This is a genomic window from Caulobacter sp. SLTY, from assembly GCF_009905535.1.
Classification (GTDB): Bacteria; Pseudomonadota; Alphaproteobacteria; order Caulobacterales; family Caulobacteraceae; genus Caulobacter.
This window is the reverse complement of record NZ_JAAALA010000014.1, coordinates 1-26,313: the sequence shown is the minus strand read 5'-3', so window position 1 is coordinate 26,313 and position 26,313 is coordinate 1. Positions and strand designations below refer to the sequence as shown.

Genomic DNA, 26,313 nt, shown 5'->3' with positions numbered 1-26,313 from the left:
CTGGAAACAACAATGAGTACCGATCAATTCCTCTGGCTTGCCATCGGCGGGGGCGTGATTGCCGTCGTCTACGGCATCGTCCAGACCATGGCGCTGATGCGCAAATCGGCGGGCAACGCCCGCATGCAGGAAATCGCCGCAGCCATCCAGGAAGGCGCGCAAGCCTATCTGAACCGCCAGTACACCACGATCGGCATCATCGGCGCCGTGGTGCTGGTTGGCCTGTTCCTGGTTCTCGGCGCGCTGCCGGCCGTCGGCTTCCTGGTCGGCGCGGTGCTGTCGGGCGCCGCCGGCTTCATCGGCATGCTGATTTCGGTCCGCGCCAACGTGCGCACCGCTCAGGCGTCCTCCGAGAGCCTGGCCAAGGGCCTGAACGTCGCCTTCACCTCCGGCGCCGTCACCGGCATGCTGGTGGCCGGCCTCGCCCTGCTGGGCGTTGCGGGCTACTACTATGTGCTGACCAACGTGCTGGCCGCCGAAGGCCGCGTGGTGATCGACAGCCTGGTCTGCCTGGGCCTTGGCGCCTCGCTGATCTCCATCTTCGCCCGTCTGGGCGGCGGCATCTTCACCAAGGGCGCCGACGTGGGCGGCGACATGGTGGGCAAGGTCGAAGCCGGCATTCCGGAAGATGATCCCCGCAACGCCGCGACCATCGCGGACAACGTGGGCGACAACGTCGGCGACTGCGCCGGCATGGCCGCCGACCTGTTCGAGACCTATGCGGTGACCACGGTCGCAACCATGGTCCTGGCCTCCATCCTTTTCACCGGCGCGGACGCCGTGGCCATGATGATGCTGCCGCTGGCCATCTGCGGCATCTGCATCTTCACCTCCATCGTCGGCACCTTCTTCGTCCGCCTGGGCAAGAAGCAGAACATCATGGGCGCCCTGTACCAGGGCCTGATCGTCACCGGCGTGCTGTCGCTGCCGGCCGTCTGGTGGGTCGTCCACCAGCTGGTCCCGGCGCCGATCACCGCCGGCGGCGTGACCTACTCCGCCGACGCCCTGACCTACTGCGGGTTCGCCGGTCTTGCCGTCACGGCCCTGATCGTGATGATCACCGAGTACTACACCGGCACCAATTTCCGCCCGGTCCGCTCGGTCGCCCAAGCCTCGGTTTCCGGTCACGGCACCAACGTGATCCAGGGCCTGGCCATGAGCCTGGAGTCCACCGCCCTGCCGGCGCTGGTGATCATCATCGGGATCATCGTGACCTACACCCTGGGCGGCCTGTTCGGGATCGCCATCGCCACGACCACCATGCTGTCGCTGGCCGGCTTCATCGTCGCTCTGGACGCCTTCGGCCCGGTCACCGACAACGCCGGCGGCATCGCCGAGATGGCCGGTCTTCCCCCGGAAGTCCGCGTCACCACCGACGCCCTCGACGCCGTGGGCAACACCACCAAGGCCGTCACCAAGGGCTACGCCATCGGGTCTGCCGGTCTCGGCGCTCTGGTGCTGTTCGCCGCCTACACCGAGGACCTGAAGTTCTTCGCCGCCAACGCCGCGCCGGGGACTTTCTTCGCGGACCTGGGCAGCGTCGCCTTCGATCTCTCCAACCCCTATGTGGTTGTCGGCCTGCTGTTCGGGGGGCTGCTGCCCTTCCTGTTCGGCGGCATGTCGATGACAGCCGTGGGCCGCGCCGCCGAAGCGGTGGTGCATGAGGTCCGCCGTCAGTTCCGGGAAAACCCCGGCATCATGACCGGCGAGGTGAAGCCCGAGTACGGCCGCGCCGTCGACATCCTGACCAAGGCCGCGATCCGCGAGATGATCGTGCCCTCGCTGCTGCCGGTCGTGTCGCCCGTCGCGCTGTTCTTCATCCTGGACGCCATCACCACCCGCCAGAACGCCTTCGCCGGCCTCGGAGCGATGCTGATGGGCGTGATCGTCACCGGCCTGTTCGTCGCCATCTCGATGACCAGCGGCGGCGGCGCCTGGGACAACGCCAAGAAGATCATCGAAGAGGGCTTCACCGATAAGGACGGGGTGCTCCACACCAAGGGTTCGGAGGCTCACAAGGCCGCCGTCACCGGCGACACCGTCGGCGACCCCTACAAGGACACCTCGGGTCCCGCCGTGAACCCGATGATCAAGATCACCAACATCGTCGCCCTGCTGCTGCTGGCCATCCTGGCGCACTAAGGCTTCGGTTCGGTTCCAAGCGAAGGGCCCCGGGGAAACCCGGGGCCTTTTTCTATGCCGGGCGTCACCAACCCTGGGCGCGCAGGTCCTGGCCCAGGCGATCGGACCAGTAGTCCGTCTCAGACGCGAACAGGTCGCGCAGCGATGCAGCGATCTCCGGAGAGGCCAGCGCCGGCTGGGGCCGCACATCGACGACATTCGGGCGCCCCTTGACGATGCGGGCCAGACGATTGCGCAGGGTTGGCTTGACCGGAAGCCGGGTGGGGTTGCGGTGCGGCAGGCCTTCGGGGAAGCCGGACGGGTCGAGGTCCAGAAACCGGCCCAGCGTCGCGGCCAGCTCCGCGGGCGCCGCCAGCGATTGCTCGAAGGTCAGAACCAGCACCCGCTCGGCGCCGAACACCCCCTCGAACCGCTCGACATGCCGGCGATAGGCGGTGTTGGCCAGGTACTGGAAGGCCCACAGCTCATTGTCGTAGCGGCTGCGGTAGAGGTGCGGCGAGACCTCGCCGGCGTTGATGGCCCTGGCCAGCCGGCCCAGTTCCTCCTGCTCCGCCCAGGCCAGGTCAGGTCGAAGAGCGCCGAACACCGCCTCCGGGTCGCGGCGATCCTGCCCCCGCTTGTAGAGGTGCATGTAGCCGGAATAGGCGCGCGCGGCCGGCGCCCGCAGGATGAAGATGAACTTCAGATCCGGCCCCAGAGCCCCGCGCAACAGCCCAGGCACACGCACGTCCGGCATATAGGCGGTCGTCGCATCGACTCGAACCTTCGGGGTCTGGCCGGGCAGCGGTATAAAATGGCGGCCATAGCGTGACAGGTCCGACAGCTTCTCGAGCTTGCTGAAGAAGGCGTTCTCCTTGCGGTGGGAGAGCAGGCAGTCGGGATGCCGCGACAGGTACTCGGCCAACGAGGTGCTGCCGGCCTTCTGACATCCGGCCAGGAAGACGTTGGCGAACACGCTGGACCCCTTCGTCGAATTCGACCGCCGGCAAACGAAGCCCGCCGCACACGGAGTTGCTGATGGCGAAACTCCGCCGCTGGCGCAATCGGTTTCAGCTGCGGGGGCGCCTGACGCCCAAGTCTGCTAGAGACTCGCCATGTCCGATCTCTTCGAAGCCGCCGGCCTGACGCCGCACGCGCCCGCGCCGCTTCCCGAACGCCTCCGCCCCCAGAGCCTCGATGAGGTGGTGGGCCAGGATCATCTGCTTGGAACCGGCGGGGCGATCCGGCGGATGGTGGACGGCAATCGCCTGGCCTCGATGATCCTCTGGGGCCCTCCCGGCACCGGCAAGACCACCATCGCGCGGCTGCTGGCCAAGGCGGCGGGGTATGAATTCCAGCAGCTGTCGGCGGTGTTTTCCGGCGTCGCGGACCTGAAGAAAGCTTTCGAACAGGCGCGGATGCGGCGTTCCGCCGGGCAGTCGACCCTGTTGTTCGTCGACGAGATCCACCGCTTCAACCGCGCGCAACAGGATGGATTCCTGCCGTTCGTCGAGGAGGGGATCGTCACCCTGATCGGAGCGACGACCGAGAACCCCAGCTTCGAACTGAACGGCGCCCTGCTCTCCCGCTGCCAGGTGTTCGTCCTGCGCCGCCTCGACGAGGAGGCGCAGAACCAACTGCTCAGCAAGGCCGAAGCGGTGGAGGGCCGCCCCCTCCCGGTCGATGACAACGCCCGCCAGGCCCTGGTCGCCATGGCCGACGGGGATGGTCGATACCTGCTGACTCTTGCTGACACTTTGCTGGGCTTGGACTTCCCCAAGCCGCTCGACATCGCCGGCCTCAGCCAAGTGCTGCAGAAGCGGAGCCCCGCCTACGACAAGGACCGAGAGGAGCACTACAACCTCATCTCCGCCCTGCATAAGTCGGTGCGCGGTTCCGACCCCGACGCCGCCCTCTACTGGCTGGCGCGGATGCTGGAGGGCGGCGAGAATCCGCTGTTCCTGGCGCGGCGCCTGGTGCGGATGGCGGTCGAGGACATCGGACTGGCCGATCCCATGGCCCTGGTGATCGCCAACGCCGCCAAGGACGCCTACGACTTCCTGGGCAGCCCGGAGGGTGAGCTGGCCCTGGCCCAGGCGACCGTGCACCTGGCCGCCGCGCCGAAGTCGGTCGCCGTCTACAAAGGCTTCGGCGAGGCGCGGAAGGCGGCGCGGGACACCGGCTCGCTGACGCCCCCGGCCCACATCCTCAACGCCCCGACCAAGCTGATGAAGGACATCGGCTACGGCAAGGGCTACGCCTATGACCCCGACACCGAGCGCGGGTTCAGCGGCCAGAACTACTTCCCGGACGGGATGGAGCGCCGGCGGTTCTACCGGCCCAAGGACGAGGGCGCGGAGGCGCGGATCAAGGAGCGGCTGGACCGCTGGACGGCCATACGGGACTCCGAGGGGTGAGCCCGCCCCTCACCGAGACGGACATCGCCTTCGTCAAATCCCTGGTCATCCACGAGGACGCGGCGATCATCGCGCTCAACAAGCCCTCCGGCCTGTCGAGTCAGGGCGGGCGGATCAAGGCGCACACGCTCGACGACCTGCTGGCCGCCTTCGCCAAGTCGAGCGGCAACCGCCCTCGCCTCATTCACCGGCTGGACCGGGACACCTCCGGCGTCATCCTGACAGCCCGAACAAAGCCGGCGGCGGGGTTCCTGGGCAAGGCGATGATGGGACGGCGGTTCCGCAAGACCTACCTGGCGATCGTCACACCCGGCGCGCCGGAGCCGGCCGGCGGGACCATCGAACATCCCCTGCGCCGGGAGGAGATCGGCCGCGAAAGCTACATGCGGATCGCCAAGGCCGAGGAGCCGGGCGCCGAGAACGCCCTGACCCGCTATCGCACCCTGGCGCGGGGCGAGGCCGCCGCCCTGGTCGAATGCAGCCCGCAGACCGGCCGGATGCACCAGCTGCGCGTCCACCTGGCCAGCATGGGCCGGCCCATCGCCGGTGACGCCCGCTATGGCGGGGCGCTCAGCGTCGGCGGCGTGGCGGTCCCGCGCCTGATGCTGCATGCGGCGCGGCTGAGCTTCCCCCACCCTGACGGCGGGACGACGACCATCGAGGCGCCGATGCCGGATGACATGCGGGCGGTGGCGGCGGCGTTGGGTGTCAATCCCTGACCGCCGGCGCGGGCCCGCCTCCTGGTCCGTCGCTCACGCTCCGAACCGTCCTCCGCCCACTCTCGTGGGCGGAGAGCGACACCTTATCGCTCTCCCCCATGAAATGGGGGAGTGGATTTGGCGAGCGCTGCAAGCGAGCCAAACCGAGGGGGTCCCCCAGGCGCTTAGGCCCGAACCGCCGCGTCTGTCGCCCGGATCAGGCCGTCGATGACCCCCGGCTCCGTCGAGGCGTGGCCCGCGTCCCAGACGATCTCGAACTTGGCTTCCGGCCAGGCCTTGTGCAGGGCGTAGGCGGTTTCCAGCGGGGTGACCACGTCGAACCGCCCCTGCACGATCCAACCCGGGATGTGGCGGATCCGCTCGACGTTCTTCAGCAGCCAGCCGTCCTCGTCGAAGAAGCCGCGGTTGGCGAAGAAGTGGTTCTCGATGCGGGCGAAGGCGATGGCGAAGTCCGTCTCGTTGAACTTCGGCGGCCGGGCCTCGGGCCCCCGGATGGAGATGGTGTCCCCTTCCCACTGGCTCCAGGCGGCGGCGGCTTCCGACTGCACCTTGCGGTCGGGATGGGTCAGGCGGCGGTGGTAGGCGGCGATCAGGTCGCCGCGCTCGGCCTCCGGGATCGGAGCCTGGAACTTCTCGAAGGCGTCGGGGAACAGCATGCCCGCGCCATCCTGGTAGAACCACTTCAGCTCGCGCTGGGTGACCAGGAAGATGCCGCGCAGCACCAGGGCGGTGACCCGCTCCGGATGGGTGATGGCGTAGGCCAGCGCCAGAGTGGAGCCCCAGCTGCCGCCGAACACGCACCACTTCTCGACGCCCAGATGCACCCGAAGCCGCTCGATGTCCTCGATCAGGCTCCAGGTGGTGTTGTCTTCCAGGGAGGCGTTGGGCCGGCTCTTGCCACAGCCGCGCTGGTCAAACAGGGCGATGCGGTACTTCTGGGGATCGAAGAACCGCCGCATGGTCGGATTGATCGCCCCGCCCGGCCCGCCGTGCAGCACCACCGCCGGGACGCCGCCGGGATTGCCGCACTCCTCGAAATAGATTTCGTGCGGCACGCCGGCCTTCAACCAGCCGAAGTTGTAGGGATCGATCTCGGGGTAGAGACTGCGCCGACCAACGGTCTGGGCAACGGAAAGGGTCGGCGAAGCACGGTCCATGGGACGGTTCTACGACGGCTTCCGCTGGGTCGCCAGTGAACTCGGAGTCACAGGGGGCAGGTAGCCAAGCGGACAGTCAGTTCCGCCCCCTTTGGGGGCGGGGGACCGCGCGCGAATACGCGCGTGGTGGTGGGGGCAGCGCCGGCCCATGGGGGTGGCCGCGTTCTGGCGCGGCCGTCGAAGCCGGCGTTCATGATCAACACGAAACGCCGGCACTGCCCCCTCAGTCCGTCGCGTATCCGCGGCCGGACAGCTCCCCCAGAGGGGGAGCGACTACCGGTTAGATGGGAAAGCGCTTCCCCAGCCAGGCTAGGAGCGCCCGGTTCGTCTCCACCGGCTTTTCCTGCTGGGTCCAGTGGCCGCTGCCTTCGATCAGCACCTTCTCCAGGTCGTCGCAGATCGCCTCCATCCCGTCGGCCGAGGACGGCGGCAGGACCGCGTCCTTCTCGGCCATGACCATCAGCGACGGCTGGCGGACACGGTGCTCGATGTGTTCGGAGGCGTGCCAGTTGCGGGTGAAGTTGCGGTACCAGTTGATGCCGCCGGTGAAGCCGGTGCGCTCGAAGGTCTCGACATAGGCCTCGAACTCTTCGTCGGTCAGGAAGAACGGCCGGGGGTCCACCTCCGGGCTCCACATCTCCAGCATGTCGACCATGGCGAAGAGGGATGGATCGCCCTCTTTGCGCTCGGTGGCGAAGCCGCCACCGACGGGCATCGGCATATCGAGGGGCCGGCGCAGGAAGAAGTCCATCACCTTGCGCGGGTCCTTGCCGAGCGCCGCATCGGCCTCGCCGGGGGTCTGGAAGTGGACGATGTACATGCGCTCGCCCAGGCGGTTGCGCATGATGGCGATCGGATCGGCGGGGGCGCGGGGCTGGAAGGGGGTGTTGAGGCTGATCACCCCGGCGACGCGGTCCGGATGGCGGACCGACATATACCAGACCACGAAGCCACCCCAGTCGTGGCCGCAGAAGATCGCCTTCTCCGCCCCGATATGGTCGAGCAGCGCCACAAGGTCGGCGCAGAGGTTTTCGAGGTCGTAGCTTTCGACCGCCTCGGGCCGGTCAGTCAGCCCGTAGCCGCGCTGGTCGGGGGCCACCACCCAGCGGCCGGCGTCGCTGAGCGCCTTGATCTGGTGGCGCCAGCTGAAGGCCAGCTCCGGGAAGCCATGCGAGAAGACGATCGGAATGCCCTTCTTCGGGCCGGCTTCGTAGTAGGCCATCCGGATGCCGTTGACCTCGGCGTACTGGACCGGCGGCATCATGGTCTCGATGGCGGACATGGCGTTTCCCTTTTGGTTTTCGGCAACCTGCCAAGGCCGCCGCCACGGAAGGCAAGCACTCAGACGTGTGTCCAGCCGAGATGATCCACGGGCAGGTTACGCCCCTCGAAGACGGCGGTGACCCCCTGCCCCAGCTTCATGCGGCCGACCACGCGGAGGTCCAGATCGGCGGCCCGGATGGCCGGCAGCTCGGCCGGATCGACGGCGATCAGCAGCTGGTAGTCATCGCCTCCGGCAGCCAGGCGCAGGCGGGCGGCGGCCTCGTCCGGCTGCGCCGCCAACCAGGCGGCGGCGGGGCCGGAGAGCGGAACCTGTTCCAGGGCGATCTCGGCGGCCAGGCCGCTGGCGATCGCGATGCGGCCGGCGTCGGCCAGCAGCCCGTCGGAGACGTCGGCCGAGGCGCGGGCGAACCGGCGCAGGGCGGGGATCAGGTCCAGGCGCGGCGTCGGGGTGCGGTAGCGGGAGGCCAGATAGCCATCATCCGGCAGGCTGCCCTGCGCGGCCTGGAGACCCAGCCAGCCATCGCCGATGGTCCCGCTGACCATCAGCAGGTCGCCGGGCTGAGCCGTGGCGCGGCGGACCATGCCATCGGTCGGAACCTCGCCAATCAGGGTGGCGGTCACGGTCAGCGGACCGGGGGTGGAGACGGTGTCGCCACCCAGCAGCGGCAGGGCCCAGGTCTCGCCCGCTTCCCGCAGGCCGTCGGCGAACCGCTGCCTGGCTTGCCAGCCCAGGTCCTTCGGCCAGGCGACGGAGAGGAAATAGCCGATCGGGTCGGCGGCCTTGGCGGCCAGGTCGGACAGGTTCACCGCGAGCAGCTTGCGGGCCACCGTGTCCAGTGGATCGCCTGGCAGGAAGTGGACGCCGGCCACCATGGCGTCCTTGGTGATCACCAGGTCGTGGCCCTGGCGCGGCCGGATCACCGCCGCGTCGTCGAGCAGATCCAGCGCGCCGGGATGGCCCCGCGTCAGGGGCCGCAGGAGGCGTTCGATCCAGCCGAACTCCCCCTCGTCGGGCGCTTCAGGTCCGGCGGGCATCCTTGGCGATCCCGTCCAGCGCCCCGTTGATGAAGCCGGGCTCCGGCCCTTCGAAGAAGGACTTGGCGATCTCGACATACTCGTCGATGGCCACCTCCAGCGGCACGTCCGGCCGGTGGATCAGCTCCCAGGCGCCGGCCCGCAGGATGGCGCGGGCAGTGGCGTCCAGGCGGTCCAGCTTCCAGTTGGAGGCCAGCCGGGTGGTGACCGCCTTGTCGATCTCGGCCTGCTGGCCGACGGCGCCCCGGATCAGGTCGGCGAAGAAGACCTCGTCGGCCTGGGCCAGCAGTTCGCCCTCGATGTCGCGGTCGAAGCGATGCTCGCTGAACTCGCGGATCACCACCTCGACGCCCGCGCCGGTCATCTCCATCTGGTAGAGCGCCTGCACGGCGGCCAGCCGCGACACCGTCCGGGCCCGGCGCTCGGCCTTGCTCAGGTTGGCAACCGGCTTGGCCTCGGCATGGGCCTGCAGCTTCTCGAAGGCCTGGGCCAGGGAGGTCGGCTTGGCGTCCTCGCTCATCGCTTGGCGCCCCCGAGCAGCTGGCGCTTGTGGGTCAGCACATCGAGCGCCGCGCGGGCCGCGCCACCACCCTTGTCACCCTCGGAGACCCGGGCGCGAGCCCAGGCCTGGTCTTCGTCCTCGACGGTCAGGATGCCGTTGCCGATCGGCAGGCCCTTGAGGGTCAGGTCCATGATCCCCCGCGCCGACTCGTTGGAGACGATCTCGAAGTGATAGGTCTCGCCGCGCATCACCACGCCGAGGGCCACATAGCCGTCATAGCGCACGCCGGCCGGCCGGCGGCCGCCCTCGTCCGCCAGGGCGATGACCCCCGGAATCTCCAGGGCGCCGGGTACGGTGACTACGTCATACTCCGCCTCAAAGGCGTCCAACGCCTCGGTCGCGCCGCGCAGCAGCTCGTCCGACAGGTCGGAATAGAAGCGTCCCTCGACGATCAGGATGCGCACGGGGTCGTCGATCATTCACTCTCTCCACCGCCACCAAGGGCGGAAATCGGGGCGCGGCCCACGATCTTCAATCCATACCCCTCGAGCGCCGCCGGTTTGAACGGGCTGGACGTCAGCAGGGTCATCTCCCGCACGCCGAGGTCGAGGAGGATTTGCGCCCCGACGCCATAGTCGCGCAAGGCGTTGTTTCGATACTGGCTGCCCGCCTCGGTGTCGATGCCGTAGCGCTCGCTCAGCCAGGCGGGGTTGGGATCGCGGATGAACACTGCGACGCCGGGGCCGTCGTGCGCGCCGATGGCCTTCAGGGCGCTGGGGATATAGTCGGTCCGGGCGCCCAGGGCGCCCAGCATGTCGGCCGCCATGTCCACTTGGTGCATCCGCACGAGTGTGGGGTGATCGGCATCGATCTTGCCCTTCACCAGGGCGACATGCTCGCAGCGGTCGATGCTGTTGCGGTAGACGATCATCCGGAAATCGCCGCCGAAGTTGGAGATGAACGGCCGCTCGAGCACCCGCTCCACTTGGCGTTCGTTGCGCCGGCGATAGGCGATCAGGTCGGCGATGGTGCCGATCTTCAGGCCATGGAGCTGGGCGAAGGCGACCAGTTCCGGCAGCCGGGCCATGGTGCCGTCATCGTTCATGATCTCGCAGATCACGCCGGCCGGGTTCAGCCCCGCCAGCCGCGAGATATCCACCGCCGCCTCTGTATGGCCGGCGCGGACCAGCACCCCGCCGTCCTTGGCCACCAGGGGGAAGACGTGGCCGGGGGTGACGATATCATCGACGCCCTTGGTCGGGTCGATGGCCACTGCCACGGTGTGCGAGCGGTCGTGGGCCGAGATGCCGGTTGTGACCCCCTCCTTCGCCTCGATGGAGACGGTGAAGGCGGTCTGCATGCTCTCGCGATTGTCGGCGGCCATCGGCGGCAGACGCAGCTGTTTGGCCCGGTCGTTGGTGATGCTGAGGCAGATCAGGCCGCGGGCGAACCGGGCCATGAAGTTGATCTGCTCGGGCGTGGCGAACTGGGCGGGGATGATCACGTCCCCCTCGTTCTCGCGGTCCTCGGCGTCGACCAGGATGTAGGGACGGCCGTTGCGGGCGTCCTCGATGATGTCCTCGATGGGAGAGATCGGCGTGTCGTGGCTCATGACGCGGTCTCCTGCCACCGCGCGAGGTATCGCGCCAGCATGTCGATCTCCAGATTGACCTTGGACCCCGGTTTCAGCGCGCCCAGGGTGGTCACGTCCCAGGTGTGCGGGATGATGTTGAGGCCGAAGACGTCGTCCTCCACCTCGTTGACGGTCAGCGAGACACCCTCGACCGCGATGGAGCCCTTCGGCGCGATCAGCCGGTGCAGCGGCCGGGGCGCCCGGATGCGGTAGCGGTGAGAACCGCCCTCCGGCTCGATGGACAGCACCTCCCCCACCCCGTCGACATGGCCAGAGACGACATGGCCTCCCATCTCGTCGCCCAGCCGCGCGGCGCGTTCGAGGTTGACCCTGTGGCCCTCCTCCCAGTCGCCCAGGGTGGTGTGGGCCAGGGTCTCGCCGGAGACCTCGACGGCGAACCAGCCCTCGCCCTTCTCGACCACCGTCAGGCAGCAGCCGGCGTGGGCGATGCTGGCGCCCATGTCGATCGTCGCGACATCGTAGGATGTCTCGATCTCGTAGCGGCGGTCGCGGTTGGTCTGCCGGACCGAGCGGACCCGGCCGACGTCGGTGACTATGCCTGTGAACATCTCAGAGCCTTTCGTAGCGTTCCCACAGGTCGTTACCGACCTCATGGACCGCAAGTCGTTTGAACCGGGGCGCGTCGGCCAGGCGGTTCAGCACGAACTCACCCACGGCCGGACGTCCCTCATCCCCGAGGATCATTGGCGCCCGGAACCATTCGATGGCGTCGACCAGGCCGGCTTTGAGGAAACTCGCCGCCACCTGGCCTCCGCCCTCGATCATCAGCCCGCCTTCGAACGTGAAGTCCTCCGGCGGGGCGACGGGCAGGCGATCGCTGACCTTACGGTTCAGCCAGCCGGACAGGGCGTTCAAGGCCTGTGGCAAGTCCGGCCGGGCATCTTGCGAGTCCACCTGTAGGACGGTGACCCCAGCGTCAGTCAAACGCTTGTTTGGCGCCGTGGTGGAGATGATCACCGTGTCGAGGCGGTGAGCGTCCTGGACGAGCTTGGTGTGGATGGGCAGCCGCTGACGGCTGTCCAGGACGACGCGGGCCGGCTGAATGGCGACGAAGCCGGGCAACCGCACGGTCAGCTCCGGATCATCGGCAATGGCGGTCTCCACCCCGACCAGCACCGCCTGGTGCATGGCGCGAAGGCGGTGGACCTCCTCGCGCGCTTTTTGGCCGGTGATCCACTTGCTCTCGCCCGCGGCGGTCGCAATGCGGCCGTCGAGGGAGGTGGCGAGTTTCAGGGTGACGCGCATGGCGTCAGTCCTCCTGATCCTCGCTGAGCCCCTCATCCGACAGGAACTTGGCGAAGTCGTCCGTATGCCGGAAATCCCGGTAAACCGAGGCGTAGCGAACGTAGGCCACGTCATCGAGCGCCTTAAGCGCCTTCATCACCATCTCGCCCACCGCGCTGCTGGGCAGCTCGGTCTCGCCCATGCTTTCCAGCTGGCGGACGATGCCGTTGACCATCCGGTCGACCCGCTCGCTGTCGATCGGACGCTTGCGCGTGGCGATGGCGATCGAGCGGACCAGCTTCTCCCGATCAAACGGCGAACGCCGGCCGGACCGCTTGAGGATGGTCAGTTCGCGCAGCTGCACCCGCTCGAAGGTGGTGAACCGGCCGCCGCATTCGGGGCAGAGACGGCGGCGGCGGATGGCCGCGCCGTCTTCCGACGGGCGGCTGTCCTTCACCTGGCTTTCCATGTGTCCGCAGAACGGGCAACGCATGATGTTGGCCCCTCCCGGTAGGCCGTGCCTATTAGTTGTAGACGGGGAACCGCTTCGTCAATGCGACGACTTCCGCCCGCACCCGCGCCTCGACCTCGGCATTGCCGTCCGGATTGGCGGCCAGCCCGTCGAGCACTTCGCCGATCCACTTGCCGACCTGGCGGAATTCTTCCGTGCCGAACCCGCGCGTGGTGCCGGCCGGAGAGCCGACCCGGATGCCCGAGGTCTTGGTCGGGGGCAGCGGGTCGAACGGGATGCCGTTCTTGTTGGTCGTGATGTGGGCCCGCTCCAGCGCCTGTTCGGCCTGGGCGCCGGTGACATTCTTGGGCCGCAGGTCGACCAGCATAACGTGGCTGTCGGTGCCGCCCGAGACGATGTTGAGCCCCGCCGCCTGCAGGCTGTCGGCCAGCGCCCGGGCGTTGTCGATGATGCGGGCGGCGTAGTCCTTGAACGCCGGCTGCAGCGCCTCGCCGAAGGCGACCGCCTTGGCGGCGATCACATGCTCCAGCGGCCCGCCCTGGATGCCCGGGAAGATGGCGCTGTTGAACTTCTTGCCCAGATCTACGTCGTTGCTGAGGATCAGCCCGCCGCGCGGTCCGCGCAGGGTCTTGTGCGTGGTGGTGGTCACCACATGGGCGTGCGGAAGGGGGCTGGGGTACACCCCGGCCGCCACCAGGCCGGCGAAGTGGGCCATGTCGACCATCAGGTAGGCGCCGATGCTGTCGGCGATCTGGCGGAACTTCGCAAAATCGATGACCCGGCTGTAGGCGCTGCCGCCCGCGATGATCAGCTTGGGCTGCTCGCGCTGAGCGATCTCGGCGACGGCGTCGTAGTCGATCTGGTTGTCCTGCTGGCGGACGCTGTAGCTGACCGGCTTGAACCATTTGCCGGACTGGTTGGCGGGGCTGCCGTGGGTCAGGTGGCCGCCGGCGGCCAGGTCCATGCCCAGGAAGGTGTCGCCCGGCTTCAGCAGGGCCATGAACACCGCCTGGTTGGCCTGGCTGCCGCTGTGCGGCTGGACGTTGGCGTAGGCGGCGCCGAACAGTTCCTTGGCCCGGTCGATGGCCAGCTGCTCGATGACGTCCACGTATTCGCAGCCGCCGTAGTAGCGCTTGCCCGGATAACCCTCGGCGTACTTGTTGGTCAGGATCGAGCCCTGAGCCTGAAGCACCGCCTTGGAGACGATGTTCTCGCTGGCGATCAGTTCGATCTGGTCGCGCTGTCGGTTCAGCTCGTGATCGATGGCCTTGGCGATGTCGGGATCGGCCTGAGCCAGGTCCGCGCCGAAGAAGGCCGGGGCGATTGGGGAATGGGCGGTCATTGGGGTCTCTCCGGCTGGGAGGGGCGCGGGGGTCGCGCCCTGTTAAGGGGTGAGAGGGTGCGGATCAATCGGAACCGGCATTTGTCGGCGTGCGTTGGGCTCGCAAGGTCGGCCGCCGCTTTCGGCTGAACCGTTTAGTGATTGAGTACGAAGGGAAATCCATCGATGGCCGATGACCTTGGGGGGCGGACCACGTCGCAGGCCGAACTGCTGCAACTGGGGGCCGACATCGTGGCGGCCTATGTGACCCGAAACCAGGTGAGCGCCTCGTCGTTGCCCGACCTGATTCGTTCGGTGCATCAGACGTTGAGCGGTCTGGAAGGTGAGCAGGCCGCACCGGCTCAGGCGGCCGGCAAGCAGAAGCCGGCGGTGCCGATCTCCCGCTCGGTCCAGCACGACCACATCGTCTGCCTGGAGGACGGCAAGAAGCTGACCATGCTGAAGCGCTACCTGCGGGCGCGCTACGACCTGTCTCCGGAAGAGTATCGCCGCAAATGGGGTCTGCCGCCGGAATACCCGATGGTCGCGCCGGCCTACGCCGAGCGACGGTCTGACTTCGCCAAGAAGATCGGGCTGGGAAAAGGCGTTCGGCGGAAATAGCTCCTGACGTTCCCCTTTCTGTAGTGCTCAAGACCATTGATGGCAACGCCCGAATGGCTATGATTGTGCCAATCGGGGGTTGCAATGAACGGCAGACAGATCGCGCTGGCGTCGCTGGCTTGTGGAGCGATTGGAACGGCGTTTGCCGGTTTTCAGCTTTGGCCCAAGGCAGAAAATCCGGCGCAGTCGGAAGCAGTAGCACCGGTGGCCGCGCAACAGCCTGCCGAGGGTAGTCAGTCTAGCAATTGCACTGCGACTATCTCGGGTGGGCAACAAGGCAACATCACCTGCAACAACAACGTCGCAATCAACACACCCTTACAAGTCGCCGGGAACATAAAAAGAGTTGAGTTTTCGATAAACGAATCCAGCGCCTACGTGACAGCCAGAGAGCTAGAAAAATACGAAGGAAAGATTGTCTACATCAGCGGAGCGATCGATCCCGCCCCTGAAGAATCCAAGATTTATGGTGTATATTTCGATGATAATGAAGATATATTTAGACTCAAGACCCTAGACGTTACGGTTTATGAGAAGTGCGAAGGGTTTGTCGGGTTTGAATGCGGCGGCACCAGCCTATACTTCAAGTCAGTGGATGAGCACAGCATTAGCTGGGTCAATGGCTACCATACGATCTCTGGTTATTTTCTGGTGCGACAAGCACAGGGGATGCACCAAGGCATTACCTCTCTCGTCCTACAGGGCATGAAAGAGTCAGAGGTGGCCCTAGCCGACCCAGGGACCCGATAATAGCCTACGCCGCCACCCCCCCGAGGCGGGCGATGTTGCAGTGGGCCCAGAGCTTTTCCATCGCCCCGACCAGGTCGCGCATCATCTCGTCCGTGTGGAACGGCGTCGGGGTGAAGCGCAGGCGCTCGGTGCCGCGCGGCACGGTCGGATAGTTGATCGGCTGCACATAGACCCCATGGTCTTCGAGCAGCATGTCCGAGACCATCTTGCAGTGGACCGGATCGCCGACCAGCACGGGCACGATATGGCTGACCGACGGCATGACCGGCAGGCCGGCGTCGCGGAACATCTTCTTCAGGGTTTCGGCGCGCTCCTGATGGATGACGCGAACCTCGTCGTGCGCCTTCAGATAGCGCACCGAGGCCACCGCCCCGGCGGTCAGGGCCGGCGGCAGGGAGGTGGTGAAGATGAAGCCGGAGGCATAGCTGCGGATGGCGTCGACGATCTCGGCGTCAGCGGCGATGTAGCCGCCCATGACGCCGAACGCCTTGCCCAGGGTGCCTTCGATGATGTCGATCTCGGCCATCACCCCGTCACGCTCGGCGACGCCGGCGCCGCGCGGCCCGTAGAGGCCAACGGCATGGACTTCGTCGAGGTAGGTCATGGCGCCGTAGGTCTTGGCCAGGGCGACCGTGCCGGCCAGGTCGGCGATGTCGCCGTCCATCGAATAGACGCTCTCGAAGGCGATCAGCTTGGGCGCGTCGACCGGCGCGGCGGCCAGCAGCGACTCGAGGTGTTCCAGGTCATTGTGGCGGAAGATCTTGCGCTGGCCGCCACCGTTGCGGATGCCGGCGATCATGCTGGCGTGGTTCAGCTCGTCCGAGAAGATGATCAGCCCGGGCAGGATCTTGTAGAGCACCGACAGCGCCGCTTCGTTGGCCACATAGCCGGAGGTGAACAGCAGAGCCGCGTTCTTGCCGTGCAGGTCGGCCAGCTCAGCCTCCAGCTCGACGTGGTGATGCGTGGTCCCGGAGATGTTGCGGGTGCCGCCAGAGCCCGAGCCGTTGGCGTCGATGGCCGCGTGCATGGCGTCCAGCACCACCGGGTTCTGGCCCTGGCCCAGGTAGTCGTTCGAGCACCAGACAACGATGTCCTTGGCGCTGCCATCGTCACGGGTCCAGGTAGCGCGCGGGAAGTCTCCGCGATGGCGCTTCAGGTCGGCGAACACCCGATAGCGGCCTTCGGCGCGGACCTGTTCAACGGCGGTCCTGAACGCGGCTTTATAGTCCATCGACGATGTCCGGCCCCACCCCGAGGTCCGGTCCTTTTCGTTTTCGTTATACGGCGCGGGGTTTATCCCTCATCGCCGGGGCCTGTCCAATTAAGGAATTTTACTGAAGCAGAATACGCCGCCTATCGTCGCGGGTCTTGCGAGAACGTCTCGCAAGAAGGGCTCCAGGGTCCGAGGCCGTGGGCCTCGAACCCCTCGCGGGCCGGTTATTTCGGCTTGCGGAACTTCAGGACGAACTGGTCCGTCTTGCCCTTGATCGAGTCGTCGAAGACCGAGGCCGTGCGCGGATCGGTGGGATTGCGCAGGAAGTCCTTCTCCTCGACCAGCACGAAGCCGGCGGCGGTGACCTCGGCCTTCACGGTGGCGATGTCGATTCGGTGCAGGCCGTCGCTGTCCCGCGTGCCCGAGCCGTCGGCGGCGTAGTGGTCGATGACGATCAGCACCCCGCCGGGCTTGAGCGCATTGAACAGCGCCTTGTTGACTATCCCGGCCAGGGGCGGCGGGGCCACCTTCAGGTGCATGTCGTGGTAGTTCTGGGCGGTGAAGATCACGTCCACCTGCTCGGGCACGGCCACGGCGCCGAGCGAAGGCCGGAGCGGAGTGACGTTCTTCAGCTCGGCGGCGACCTTGTCCTGGCTGGTCCCGTACTGGGCGCTGAACTGCACGAACTCGGCCGGTTGGATGGCGTAGACCCGGCCGGTCGGGCCGACCGCCGCGGAAAACACCCGGGTGAAATAGCCGCCGCCCATGATGAAGTCGGCCACCTTGTCGCCCGGCTTGATCTCGGCCAGGGCCAGCACGTCCGCCGGCTTACGGGCGGCGTCACGGGCCTTGTCGGCGGCCGGGCGGGCCGGATCGGCCAGAGCGGCAACGTAGTTTTCGACCACCGAATGGGCGGCCACGGCCCCGGTCAGGACCAGGGCCAGAGCCCCGGCGGCGGAAGCGAGTACTGTTCTTTTCATCGGCGAGCCCTCCCCGGCTTGCGGAAGCGGTAGACGAACTGGTCGGTCCGTCCCCGGATGGATTTATCGAACACGCTTACTGTCAGTCTGTCGCCGGGATCGCGAAGAAAGTCCGCCTCCCCGTCGAAGATAAAACCGGCCGCCTCGACCTCGCGCCGGACCACCGCCGGGTCGATGCGGTGAAGATTGTCGACCGCCGAGATGCCGCTGCCAGCCCTTGCGGAATGGTCAATGATGATGAACACCCCGCCCGGCTTCAGCGACTGGAAGACCTGCCGGTTAAACCGCGCCACGTCGACCGGGCCCATCCGCTTGGTATGCAGGTCATGGTAGTTCTGGGCCGTGAACACCACGTCCAGCCGCTCGGGGGCGGCGAACCTCGGCATGGTGTCGACGATCATCCGGGTGTTGGCATAGGCCGGATCGCGGGTCACCTCGGCCACGGCTGGATCGCGGTTGGCCTGAGCGGCGAACTCGCCGGGCACGTAGGCATAGACGCGGCCGCGTGGTCCCACGGCCTTGGAGAATATGCGGGTGAAATAGCCGCCGCCCGGAACGGCGTCGGCCACCTTCATGCCGGGCTTGATCCCCGCGAACAGCAGGGTCTCGCCCGGGCGGCGGTTCTCGTCGCGGGCCATGTCGGCGGCCGGCCGCGAGGGATCGCTCAGCGCTGTCTCGATCCAGGCCGGCAGCATCGCGCCGGTCTCGACGGGCGGAGGCGGCGGCGGCGGGGTGGTGGCGCAGGCAGTGAGGGCGAGGACGGCCGCCAGGGCCATCCAGCTTACGCGGGGCGTCATGCGTCTCTCCTGGACGTCGTTCTACTCGGTCCCCCGACCTACGACTGTCTTAGGCGAAACTTTGACCTACGTCAGCGGCGTCCATTCCTGATCGGCCGGCAAGGGCGCGAAAATCTCGTCCAGCAGATCATCGCCCACATCCTCGACCGCCACCGGGTTCCAGCGCGGGTTGTTGTCCTTATCGACGATCACCGCCCGTACGCCTTCGAGGAAGTCGTGCATCCGCACCACTCGCGCCCCGATCCGGTATTCCATGACCATGTTGTCGGCGAAGTCGTCGAACAGGGCCCCGTGGGCCAGTTGCCGGAAGGCGACCTTCATCGTCTGCGGCGACTTGCTGGCCAGTCCCGCCAGGGTGCCGCGCGCCCAGTCGCCGCCGTCCTGCTCCAAGTCCTGCAGGATGGCCTCCACCGACTCGCGGCCGAACAGCCGGTCGATGTCCTCCAGGTGCGGCTCAATCGGCGCCGGGCCCGCGTCGCGCACGAAATGCGCCAAGGCGCCGGGGACGGAGTCCGGATGCTCCAGCAACGCCGCCTTGAACCCCTCGACGTGCTCGGACGGCATATAATTTGTTGCGACCCCCAGCCGTACGCAGTCAGCGCCCTTGATCCGCGCCCCGGTCAGCGCCAGCCACAGTCCAGCCTTTCCCGGCAGCCTCGGCAGGAACCAGCCGCCCCCCACGTCGGGGAACAGCCCGATCCCGGTCTCCGGCATGGCGAAGGTCGTCCGCTCGGTGGCGATCCGGACGCCTGCGGGCATCGACAGCCCCACCCCGCCGCCCATGGTCACCCCGTCCATCACCGCCACCACGGTCTTGGGATAGGTGAACAGCAGGTGGTTCAGCCGGTACTCTGTGTGGAAGAACTCGCGCGCCGCCGCGCCATCTCCCGCCCCGCTCTCGGCCAGCATCCGGATGTCACCACCGGCGCAGAACCCCCGCTCGCCGCTGTGGTCGATCAGCACCACCTGCACGCACTCGTCATCCCGCCAAGCCAGCAAGGCGTCGGTGATCAGCCGGCACATGTTGGTGGTCAGCGCATGCAGCGCCTTGGGCCGGTTCAGGGTGATGCGGCCGACGCCGGACTCGATACGGGCGAGTACTTCGGGTTCTTCGGTCATGGGATGGAAACGCCTCGCAGGTCGAAACAGTCGATGCCAACTAGCCCGGCCAGGCGCACAAGTCCGCCATCCCGTGTCGCCAGTCCACAGCTGAAATCGGCGGCCAATTGAAGATAGGCAGCGTCGAACAGGCTGATCTGCCCCTCCCGAGCCAACGGCCGCAGCCCGGCGACGGCGGCCGGCAGGAGGGGTTCGATCAGCATCACAGGGAGGCCATCCAACGCCGCCAAAGCGGTGTCCAGGTCGCCCGCCGCCAGCAACCCGCGCCACTCAAGCGCCAGCAGGATATTGCCCGCCTCCCACTGGAAGATGTGCGGCGCGACGAAGGTGTCCGCGATGTGGTCGCTCAGGAACTCCTCCGCGGCAGCAGTCGCCTGTGATGGCAGAATCCACGACAGGGCCGCGGATGCGTCGATAACAACGAGGCTCACCGATGGCCGTCTTGTTTCAGGTCTTCCCAGGTTTCCCGCATGCATTGCGGACTTCCGGAGGCGATCTTCGCCCGTACCGCCCTCAACCGGGCGACGAGGTCCTGGCCCGGCGACGTCTTCTGCCGCGAAGGCCCGCCGGCCTTACTCAGTCGGGCGATCGGCTTGCCGTGCTTGGTAATGACGATCTCTTCCCCGTTGCGGTCTACCGCATCGACCAGCGCCGACAGGTTGGTCTTGGCTTCGAGAATGCCAACCTCGCGCATGGTCCACTCCCAGTTCTGACCAGTCTGGTCAGAATACCACGGCTGGACCGCAGCCGGAACCTCGGCCAAGCTTCCCGAATGGACGGAGGGCCGATGACCACGACCGACACGGCGCCAGCCCGCTTCGACAACGAGCGGATCATGGGCCTGATCAACTACGCCCTGCTATTCAGCAGCGTCTTCTTCGCCGGCGTCCCTGCTCTGGTCGCGGTGATCCTTGCCTATGTCCAGCGATCGTCCGCCAGCCCGGCCATGCGCCAGCACTACCGGTTCCAAATCTGGATCTTCTGGATAAGCGTCCTGCTCGGGGCCGTCGCCGGCATCTGTGGCTCCTGGGCGATCGTAGACATGGTCCAGCAGGCCCGTGGTGGCGGCGACTTCTGGGCGCCTCGGGATTTCGACTTCGACGGCGTCGCCCTCACCGGCCGGATGATCGTCCTGTTCGGCATCGCCGGCCTGGCGCTGATCGCCATGACTCTGTGGCTGCTGGCCGCCCCGACGGTGGGCTTCATCCGCCTGATGGTCAGCAAGCCCTGACCCGCTTGCGCTGCCGCCCCGGCTGCGCGACACCGGCGTCATGAACGTCCCTCCGCTCGCCCCCTACCCCGCCACCCGCCTGCGCCGGCTGCGCCAGGCCGACTGGTCCCGCCGGATGGTGCGTGAGACCACCCTCGCCCCCGCTGACCTGATCTGGTCGATGGTGGTGCATGAGGGCGAGGGCCGTATCCCGGTGGCCTCCATGCCTGGCGTGGACCGGCTCAGTGTCGAGGAAGCCGCCAAGGCCGCTGTCGAGGCGCGTGACCTGGGCATCCCCTGCATCGCCATCTTCCCCCACATCGACGGGGCCCGGAAGGATGCCGAGGGCAGCCTCGCCGCCGAGGAAGAGGGCGTCATCTGCCGCGCCATCCGCGCGATGAAGGCGGCCGCACCCGAGGTCGGCATCATGTGCGACGTGGCGCTCGACCCCTTCACCACCCACGGCCACGACGGCGTGCTGAAGGACGGCCGCATCGTCAACGACGCCACCATCGAACGGCTGGTCGAGCAGGCCCTGGTCCAGGCCCGCGCCGGCTGCGACATCCTCGCCCCGTCGGACATGATGGACGGCCGCGTCGGCGCTATTCGTGCCGCCCTCGAAGCCGAGGGCCTGCAGGACGTGATGATCATGTCCTACGCCGCCAAGTATGCCTCCGCCTTCTACGGCCCCTACCGCGACGCCATCGGCTCGGGAAAGCTGGGCAGCGGCGACATCGCCAACCCCGGCGACAAGAAGACCTACCAGATGGACCCCGCCAATAGCGACGAGGCCCTCCGCGAGGTGGCCCTCGACATCGCTGAGGGCGCCGACATGGTGATGGTCAAACCGGGCATGCCCTACCTCGACATCGCCCGCCGCCTGGTCGACGCCTTCGCCATGCCGACCTTCGCCTTCCAGGTCAGCGGCGAGTACGCGATGATCATGGCCGCCGCCCAGAACGGCTGGATCGACGAGGAACGGGCTATCTTAGAAAGCCTCGGCGCCTTCAAGCGCGCCGGCTGCGCGGGGATCATCACCTATTTCGCCCCCCGGGCCGCCCGGATGCTGCGGGGCTAGTTGCGATTTATTCTCAGCGAAGTCAGACTGCCCTGAAGGAAGGGGAGTGACGGTCATGGATCGCATCGTATCGGTCGCGGAGCTCGAGACCTGCATCGGCGTCGCGGGCCTGGGCGTGAAGATGAAGATCATCGACCACCTGGACGAAACGGCGGCCGGATGGATCGCCGCCTCCCCCATCGCCTTCATCGGTGTCGCCACCGAAGACGGGCCGACCGTCACGGCGGCCGGCGGCCCGGCCGGCTTTGCCATCGTGGCCGGCAAGACCACCCTGCGCATCCCCCTGTCAGCCATCGACGAGGCCTCGGCCCTTGTCCCCGGCGCCGGGGCCGGCGTGCTGTTCCTGGCCACCGGGGTCGGAGAGACCCTGCGGGCCAACGGTCGCGTCGCCAGGGTTGATGACCAGGCGGTCGAACTGTCCATCGAGGAGTGCTTCGTCCACTGCGCCAAGGCGCTGATCCGCTCGGCCTTCTGGGCGGGTGACGCGGAGGACGCTCCCTCCGAACCCGGCGCCTTTCTGGACGCAAGCCGCTTCCTGGCCCTGGCCACCATGGACGGTCGGGGCCTGATCGACGTCAGCCCCAAGGGCGACCCGGCCGGCCTGTTGCTGCGGAGCGACGGCGGCCGTGTGACCCTGGCCGAACGGCCGGGCAACCGGTTGGCCTTCGGCTATCACAACATCATCGAGCGGCATGATGTGGCCGCCCTGGCGCTGATTCCCGGCAGCACCCAGGTCGCCCTGCTCCAGGGCCGCGCCGCCCTGACCACCGACGAGGCGATCCGCAACGGCTTCGTGGTCGAGGGCAAGAAGCCGATCCTGGCCACGGTGATCGACACCACCTCGGTTGCGCTGAAAGCCAGCCCGGCGCTCGCCCGCGCGGGCCTGTGGTCAGGCCTCGACCCGGCCCGGCATATCGACCCCGCGGCCACTCTGGTCGCTCACCTGAAACTCAACAGGGAAGAGGGCGTCCAGGCCACCATGCTGCGGCTGGCGGCGACGCGGGACGTCGTCGCGGGTGGGCTGAAGAGCAGCTACAAGACCGACCTCTACTGAGCCTTTTCCCAAGGCCAGCGGAATCCCGCCTTCTTTGCCTCCACGGGCGCCGCCGCAACTGCCGGCTTGGGGCAGGCCGCCACCGCGAACCCGCCCAGGTCCAGGCAGCGCCCGTCGATATCGGCGGGCGGCGCCACGCCGATCAGGTGCGCCAGGGTCGGGGCGATATCGATGGTCTCAATGCTGAAGAACCGCTCCTGGCCCTCCGAGCCCGGCCACCAGAACAGGATCGGCACCCGCCGGTCATAGTCCCAGGTGCTGCCGTGGGTGCTCATCGCCCCGCCTGTCCCCGGCGCCCGCAGCGGTGCGATGCCCGGCCGCAGGATGACGGAGACATCGGTCGAGCGGCCCTCCACGGTGCTAAGCGCCGCCCGCTCCCGCAGGCTGTACTCCTCCGGCGGCGTGCCCGGACGCGGCGGGGGAGTCTTCAGCAGTTCCTCTGTCGTGAAGGCGTCCACCACGTCCGGCTCTGCCTTCAGGACGGCCACGGCCGCCGCCGCCACCTTGCCCCGCAGCGGCTGCGGCAGCCGCACCCGGTCCTTGCCGACGATGAACAGGCCCCAGCCATCGAAGTTCGCGGGGTCCTCGGTCAGCTTGAACTGCGCCTTCAGGCTGGCGTTCAGCCGCGTCACGATGCCGGGATCGATACGGCGAGCCTCCGGAAAGCCGCGCTCGGCCGAGCGTTCGGGATAGTCCGACCCGCCATGGTCAGCGGTAAGCACCACGATGGCCCCGCCCGGCAGGCCGGTCACCGCGTCCAGCAACCGGCCGATGTTGGCGTCCAGCCGGTACATCTGCTCACAGGTCTCCGGGCCCTGGGTGCCGAAGCTGTGGCCGATGCGGTCGGTGGCCGACAGGCTGACGGCCAGGATGTCGACGCCCGGCCCCTGCCCCAGTTTCTGTTCGGCCAGCAGATGCAGCGCGCCATCGACGGTCACGTCGTCGAGCAGCGGCGAGGTGTCGAACACGAACTTGGCCGGCGGCACCTTGGCGCGGAACGCCACACTGCCGACCTGATAATCCCGCTCCAGCGCCCGGCAGACGTCCTGCTCATAGGTCCAGGCCGGCGGGGTGGCCGCGAACCGCGCCTTCAGTTGGGCATTGATCCCGCGTACTGGTCCCAGCTTGGCATCGCCATCCTGCCCGGGCTCGACATAGGTGGTGAAGCCGAAGCCCTCGCGGTACCAGAACACCCCGTCGGCCTTGTGCCCGGCCATGGTGATCGCCCCGCGATCCTTGCCGGAGATGCCGAACACCCGGCTCGGCGCCCCGCCGTCCTTCAGCCAGTCGCCCAGGGTCGAGGCCCGCATGTTGTCCGGCCCCACCGGCAGGCCTCCGGCCCCGCCGGCAATGCTGTTGGCCGGGGCGCTCAGGCAATAGACCGGCTTGCCGCTCACCGGATCGATCCAATCGTTGGCCGGAATCCCCGTCTTGTTCGGATGCTTGCCGGTCAGGATGGTCGAATGGCCGGGGCAGGTCTCGGTGTTGGCGTGACTCTGCCAGCCATTGGCATAGACCAGCCCCTGGTCCGACAGGGTCCGCAGCCCCTTGGTGAAGCGCGGTCGGTACTGGGCGTAGAGATTGCCGCTGAGCTGATCGACGCTGATCACCACGATCAGCTTGGGCGGATCCTTCGGCGCCGCCATCGCCCCCCCGGCGACGGTCAGGGCGGCAAGGCCGGCGAAGGCGCTGATCCAGCGTCGGACGGACATTCGAACTTCCCGGAACTTCAAGGTGCAGACGCCCTCATAGGGCGCCGCCCCGACAGAATCACGACGATTGAAGTTGCGCCATGATCGGCAGCTTGCGGATCGGCTTGCCGGTCAGCTTCACCAGCGCATTGACCAGCGCCGGCGTGGCCGGCGGCAGGCCCGGCTCGCCGATCCCGCCCAGCACCGGCTCGTCGTTCTCGATGAAGATCGTCTCGATCTTCGCCGGGGCCTCGTTGATCCGCATCATTCGATAGCCGTCGAAATTGCGATTCTGACAGGACCCGTCGGCGATCTCGATCCCTTCGAAAAGCGCCGTCGACAGCCCCTGGACGATGCCGCCCTCCATCTGGTTGCGCGCCCCGTCCGGCGTCACCACCCGCGCGCAGTCGATGACGCAGGTCACCTTGTGCAGCTTGACCTCGCCGTTCTCGATCGAGGCTTCCACCACATGGGCGCAGAGGCTGGCGAAGCTGTAGACAAAGGCGAACCCGCGAGCCCGGCCGGCGGGGAGGGGCTTGCCCCATTCCCCAGCTTCCGCCGCCGCATCGATCACCTTCAGCGCCCGAGGATTATCGGCCAGCAGTTCGCGGCGCAGCTGCACCGGGTCCTTCTTGGCCGCCGTGGCCACCTCATCGAGGAAGGCCTCCAGGAAATACCCGTTCTGCGTCGCGCCAACCGCGCGCCAGGGAGCCATCGGGATGGGCTGATCCACCCGCACCCAGTCCAGCTTGTAGGCGCCGGGCTTGTAGAGGAAGTCGGTCAGGATCTGCACCGAGGAGAAGTCCAGCACCCCCTTGGCCAGCCTGCCCGGCTGGAAGCTGTCGCGCATCGAGGGCCCGGCCGTGCGGATCGACAGCCCGACCACTTTGCCGTCCTTGTCCAGGGCGCACTTCAGCCGCGCCACCTGCGCCGGCCGGTACCAGCCCTGGCCGATCTCGTCCTCCCGCTTCCAGAAGAACTTCACCGGCTTCTTCACCGCCATCGCCGTGACCACCGCCGCCGGCACCCCATCGTCGCCCAGCCGTCGGCCGAACCCACCGCCCAGCATCAGGGTGTGCAGCTTGATCTTGTCGACCGGCAGCCCGGCCGCCTTGGCCGCCGTCCCGCGATTGCGGTCCTGCGTCTGGAACGGCCCCCAGATCTCCAGGCCCCCGTCCGCCGTCGGCTCGATGGTCACCGACCAGGGCTCCATCGGCGTATGGGCGATGTAGGGCACCTCATAGTCGGCCTCGACCACCTTGGCCGCCCCGGCCGCCGTGGCCGCAAAGTCGCCCTCGGTCTTGGCGCTGATCGCCTCGGCGTCCTTGTCCAGGCCCGCCAGCATCGCCGCCGAAATCGCCTCCGAGGTCAGCCCGTCGTACGGCGTGGACGCCCAGGACACCTCCAGCGCCGCCGCGCCCTTCATCGCCGCCCACTGGGTCTTGGCGATCACCGCCGCCCCGCCCGGGAAGGGCACGACCTCTTCGACGCCCCCGACCGCCAGGCAGGCGCTCTTGTTCATCTTGCCGACCTGCGCCGTCCACACCGGGGCCAGCACGGCGCAGGCGTAGACCATCCCCGGCCGGGTGAAGTCCGACGAGAAGATCGGCTCGCCCCGCACCTTGGCCGGGATATCGACGCGCGGCGTCACCTTGCCGACGATCCGATAGATCTTGGGGTCCTTGGGAACCCCCTCGACCGCCGGCGCGGCCGCGGCCAGTTTCGCCGCCTCGCCGAGCGGCATGATCGCCTTGCCGCCGCGCAGGACCTTGCCGTCCGCGATGGTGATCTCAGCCGCCGGGACGCCGGCCTTGGCCGCCGCCGCGTTGACCAGGCTCTGGCGCGCCGAGGCGCCGACCTTCCGCAAGGAATCCCACCAGGCCCGCACCCCGGC

General features: G+C 67.7%; 27 protein-coding genes. 8 read left to right on the top strand and 19 right to left on the bottom strand.

All coding sequences use genetic code 11. From position 1 onward, the window contains the following. Positions 1 to 12: 12 nt before the first annotated feature. A complete protein-coding gene (locus GVN21_RS09790; protein ID WP_166574550.1) occupies positions 13 to 2,142 on the top strand; it encodes a sodium-translocating pyrophosphatase in 2,130 nt (709 codons plus the stop codon). Positions 2,143 to 2,206: 64 nt separating this feature from the next. Here GVN21_RS09790 and GVN21_RS09785 read toward each other — a convergent pair whose 3' ends face one another. Then, positions 2,207 to 3,097, bottom strand: coding sequence for a sulfotransferase domain-containing protein (locus GVN21_RS09785; RefSeq protein WP_166574549.1), 891 nt, complete (start codon positions 3,095 to 3,097; stop codon positions 2,207 to 2,209). Positions 3,098 to 3,236: 139 nt separating this feature from the next. Between GVN21_RS09785 and GVN21_RS09780 the strand changes: the two genes are divergently transcribed. Both GVN21_RS09780 and GVN21_RS09775 read left to right on the top strand, forming a co-directional pair. Next, positions 3,237 to 4,538 carry a replication-associated recombination protein A gene (locus GVN21_RS09780; RefSeq protein WP_166574548.1) on the top strand — a complete coding sequence of 434 codons (1,302 nt, stop codon included), beginning with the start codon at positions 3,237 to 3,239 and terminating at the stop codon, positions 4,536 to 4,538. Continuing rightward, entirely contained in the window at positions 4,535 to 5,257 is a 723-nt protein-coding gene (locus GVN21_RS09775) for an RluA family pseudouridine synthase (RefSeq protein WP_346764241.1), read from the top strand. The genes GVN21_RS09780 and GVN21_RS09775 overlap by 4 nt, the downstream gene beginning before the upstream one ends. A gap of 164 nt (positions 5,258 to 5,421) precedes the next feature. On the opposite strand, the gene pip is transcribed toward GVN21_RS09775, so the two are convergent. The 10 genes from pip to glyA all read right to left on the bottom strand — a co-directional run bounded on the left by pip (position 5,422) and on the right by glyA (position 13,927). After that, a complete protein-coding gene (pip, locus tag GVN21_RS09770) occupies positions 5,422 to 6,414 on the bottom strand; it encodes a prolyl aminopeptidase (RefSeq protein ID WP_166574547.1) in 993 nt (330 codons plus the stop codon). A 280-nt stretch (positions 6,415 to 6,694) separates the two neighbouring features. Beyond that, entirely contained in the window at positions 6,695 to 7,696 is a 1,002-nt protein-coding gene (locus tag GVN21_RS09765) for an alpha/beta hydrolase (protein WP_166574546.1), read from the bottom strand. A 59-nt stretch (positions 7,697 to 7,755) separates the two neighbouring features. Next, positions 7,756 to 8,733, bottom strand: a complete 978-nt coding sequence (gene thiL, locus GVN21_RS09760) for a thiamine-phosphate kinase (RefSeq protein ID WP_166574545.1) — start codon at positions 8,731 to 8,733, stop codon at positions 7,756 to 7,758. Then, positions 8,717 to 9,253, bottom strand: a complete 537-nt coding sequence (gene nusB, locus GVN21_RS09755) for a transcription antitermination factor NusB (RefSeq protein WP_166574544.1) — start codon at positions 9,251 to 9,253, stop codon at positions 8,717 to 8,719. The genes thiL and nusB overlap by 17 nt, the downstream gene beginning before the upstream one ends. Beyond that, entirely contained in the window at positions 9,250 to 9,714 is a 465-nt protein-coding gene (gene ribH, locus GVN21_RS09750; RefSeq protein ID WP_166574543.1) for a 6,7-dimethyl-8-ribityllumazine synthase, read from the bottom strand. Before ribH ends, nusB begins: the two co-directional genes overlap by 4 nt. Beyond that, positions 9,711 to 10,847 (bottom strand): 3,4-dihydroxy-2-butanone-4-phosphate synthase, encoded by a 1,137-nt coding sequence (ribB, locus tag GVN21_RS09745; protein ID WP_166574542.1) that lies wholly within the window; start codon positions 10,845 to 10,847, stop codon positions 9,711 to 9,713. Before ribB ends, ribH begins: the two co-directional genes overlap by 4 nt. Next, entirely contained in the window at positions 10,844 to 11,437 is a 594-nt protein-coding gene (locus GVN21_RS09740) for a riboflavin synthase (protein WP_166574541.1), read from the bottom strand. The genes ribB and GVN21_RS09740 overlap by 4 nt, the downstream gene beginning before the upstream one ends. 1 nt (position 11,438) lies before the next feature. Then, positions 11,439 to 12,134, bottom strand: a complete 696-nt coding sequence (locus GVN21_RS09735; protein ID WP_166574540.1) for a RibD family protein — start codon at positions 12,132 to 12,134, stop codon at positions 11,439 to 11,441. 4 nt (positions 12,135 to 12,138) lie between these two features. After that, positions 12,139 to 12,606 carry a transcriptional regulator NrdR gene (gene nrdR / locus GVN21_RS09730; RefSeq protein ID WP_166574539.1) on the bottom strand — a complete coding sequence of 156 codons (468 nt, stop codon included), beginning with the start codon at positions 12,604 to 12,606 and terminating at the stop codon, positions 12,139 to 12,141. Positions 12,607 to 12,637: 31 nt separating this feature from the next. Next, a complete protein-coding gene (glyA, locus tag GVN21_RS09725; protein ID WP_166574538.1) occupies positions 12,638 to 13,927 on the bottom strand; it encodes a serine hydroxymethyltransferase in 1,290 nt (429 codons plus the stop codon). A gap of 165 nt (positions 13,928 to 14,092) precedes the next feature. Between glyA and GVN21_RS09720 the strand changes: the two genes are divergently transcribed. Together GVN21_RS09720 and GVN21_RS09715 are read left to right on the top strand one after the other, a co-directional pair. Continuing rightward, positions 14,093 to 14,527, top strand: a complete 435-nt coding sequence (locus tag GVN21_RS09720; protein ID WP_166574537.1) for a MucR family transcriptional regulator — start codon at positions 14,093 to 14,095, stop codon at positions 14,525 to 14,527. 84 nt (positions 14,528 to 14,611) lie between these two features. Beyond that, on the top strand, positions 14,612 to 15,277 hold the full coding sequence (locus GVN21_RS09715; RefSeq protein WP_166574536.1) for a hypothetical protein: 666 nt from the start codon (positions 14,612 to 14,614) through the stop codon (positions 15,275 to 15,277). Positions 15,278 to 15,281: 4 nt separating this feature from the next. Here GVN21_RS09715 and hemA read toward each other — a convergent pair whose 3' ends face one another. The 6 genes from hemA to GVN21_RS09685 all read right to left on the bottom strand — a co-directional run bounded on the left by hemA (position 15,282) and on the right by GVN21_RS09685 (position 20,080). Beyond that, positions 15,282 to 16,508, bottom strand: a complete 1,227-nt coding sequence (gene hemA / locus GVN21_RS09710; protein WP_166574535.1) for a 5-aminolevulinate synthase — start codon at positions 16,506 to 16,508, stop codon at positions 15,282 to 15,284. Positions 16,509 to 16,714: 206 nt separating this feature from the next. Next, a complete protein-coding gene (locus tag GVN21_RS09705; protein WP_166574534.1) occupies positions 16,715 to 17,470 on the bottom strand; it encodes a class I SAM-dependent methyltransferase in 756 nt (251 codons plus the stop codon). Continuing rightward, positions 17,467 to 18,267, bottom strand: coding sequence for a class I SAM-dependent methyltransferase (locus GVN21_RS09700; RefSeq protein WP_166574533.1), 801 nt, complete (start codon positions 18,265 to 18,267; stop codon positions 17,467 to 17,469). Before GVN21_RS09700 ends, GVN21_RS09705 begins: the two co-directional genes overlap by 4 nt. Before the next feature lie 66 nt (positions 18,268 to 18,333). Continuing rightward, positions 18,334 to 19,386: an enoyl-CoA hydratase/isomerase family protein gene (locus tag GVN21_RS09695; protein WP_166574532.1), complete on the bottom strand. Its 1,053-nt coding sequence runs from the start codon at positions 19,384 to 19,386 to the stop codon at positions 18,334 to 18,336. Continuing rightward, on the bottom strand, positions 19,383 to 19,817 hold the full coding sequence (locus tag GVN21_RS09690) for a type II toxin-antitoxin system VapC family toxin (RefSeq protein WP_166574531.1): 435 nt from the start codon (positions 19,815 to 19,817) through the stop codon (positions 19,383 to 19,385). The genes GVN21_RS09695 and GVN21_RS09690 overlap by 4 nt, the downstream gene beginning before the upstream one ends. After that, the gene (locus GVN21_RS09685; RefSeq protein ID WP_166574530.1) at positions 19,814 to 20,080 is read right to left on the bottom strand and encodes a type II toxin-antitoxin system Phd/YefM family antitoxin; all 267 of its coding nucleotides are present in this window, start codon (positions 20,078 to 20,080) and stop codon (positions 19,814 to 19,816) included. Before GVN21_RS09685 ends, GVN21_RS09690 begins: the two co-directional genes overlap by 4 nt. A 93-nt stretch (positions 20,081 to 20,173) precedes the next feature. Between GVN21_RS09685 and GVN21_RS09680 the strand changes: the two genes are divergently transcribed. The 3 genes from GVN21_RS09680 to GVN21_RS09670 are packed head-to-tail and all read left to right on the top strand — an operon-like array spanning position 20,174 to position 22,728. After that, a complete protein-coding gene (locus GVN21_RS09680; RefSeq protein WP_166574529.1) occupies positions 20,174 to 20,617 on the top strand; it encodes a hypothetical protein in 444 nt (147 codons plus the stop codon). A gap of 40 nt (positions 20,618 to 20,657) precedes the next feature. Beyond that, entirely contained in the window at positions 20,658 to 21,674 is a 1,017-nt protein-coding gene (hemB, locus tag GVN21_RS09675; RefSeq protein ID WP_166574528.1) for a porphobilinogen synthase, read from the top strand. Positions 21,675 to 21,729: 55 nt separating this feature from the next. Further along, positions 21,730 to 22,728 carry a pyridoxamine 5-phosphate oxidase gene (locus tag GVN21_RS09670; RefSeq protein ID WP_166574527.1) on the top strand — a complete coding sequence of 333 codons (999 nt, stop codon included), beginning with the start codon at positions 21,730 to 21,732 and terminating at the stop codon, positions 22,726 to 22,728. Here the strand turns inward: GVN21_RS09670 and GVN21_RS09665 are convergent. Next, positions 22,722 to 24,440 (bottom strand): alkaline phosphatase family protein, encoded by a 1,719-nt coding sequence (locus GVN21_RS09665; protein ID WP_166574526.1) that lies wholly within the window; start codon positions 24,438 to 24,440, stop codon positions 22,722 to 22,724. The two genes, GVN21_RS09670 and GVN21_RS09665, sit on opposite strands and share 7 nt — an antisense overlap. A 58-nt stretch (positions 24,441 to 24,498) precedes the next feature. Next, positions 24,499 to 26,313, bottom strand: a 1,815-nt coding sequence (locus tag GVN21_RS09660; protein ID WP_166574525.1) for a molybdopterin cofactor-binding domain-containing protein, incomplete at its 5' end; no start/stop codon positions are given.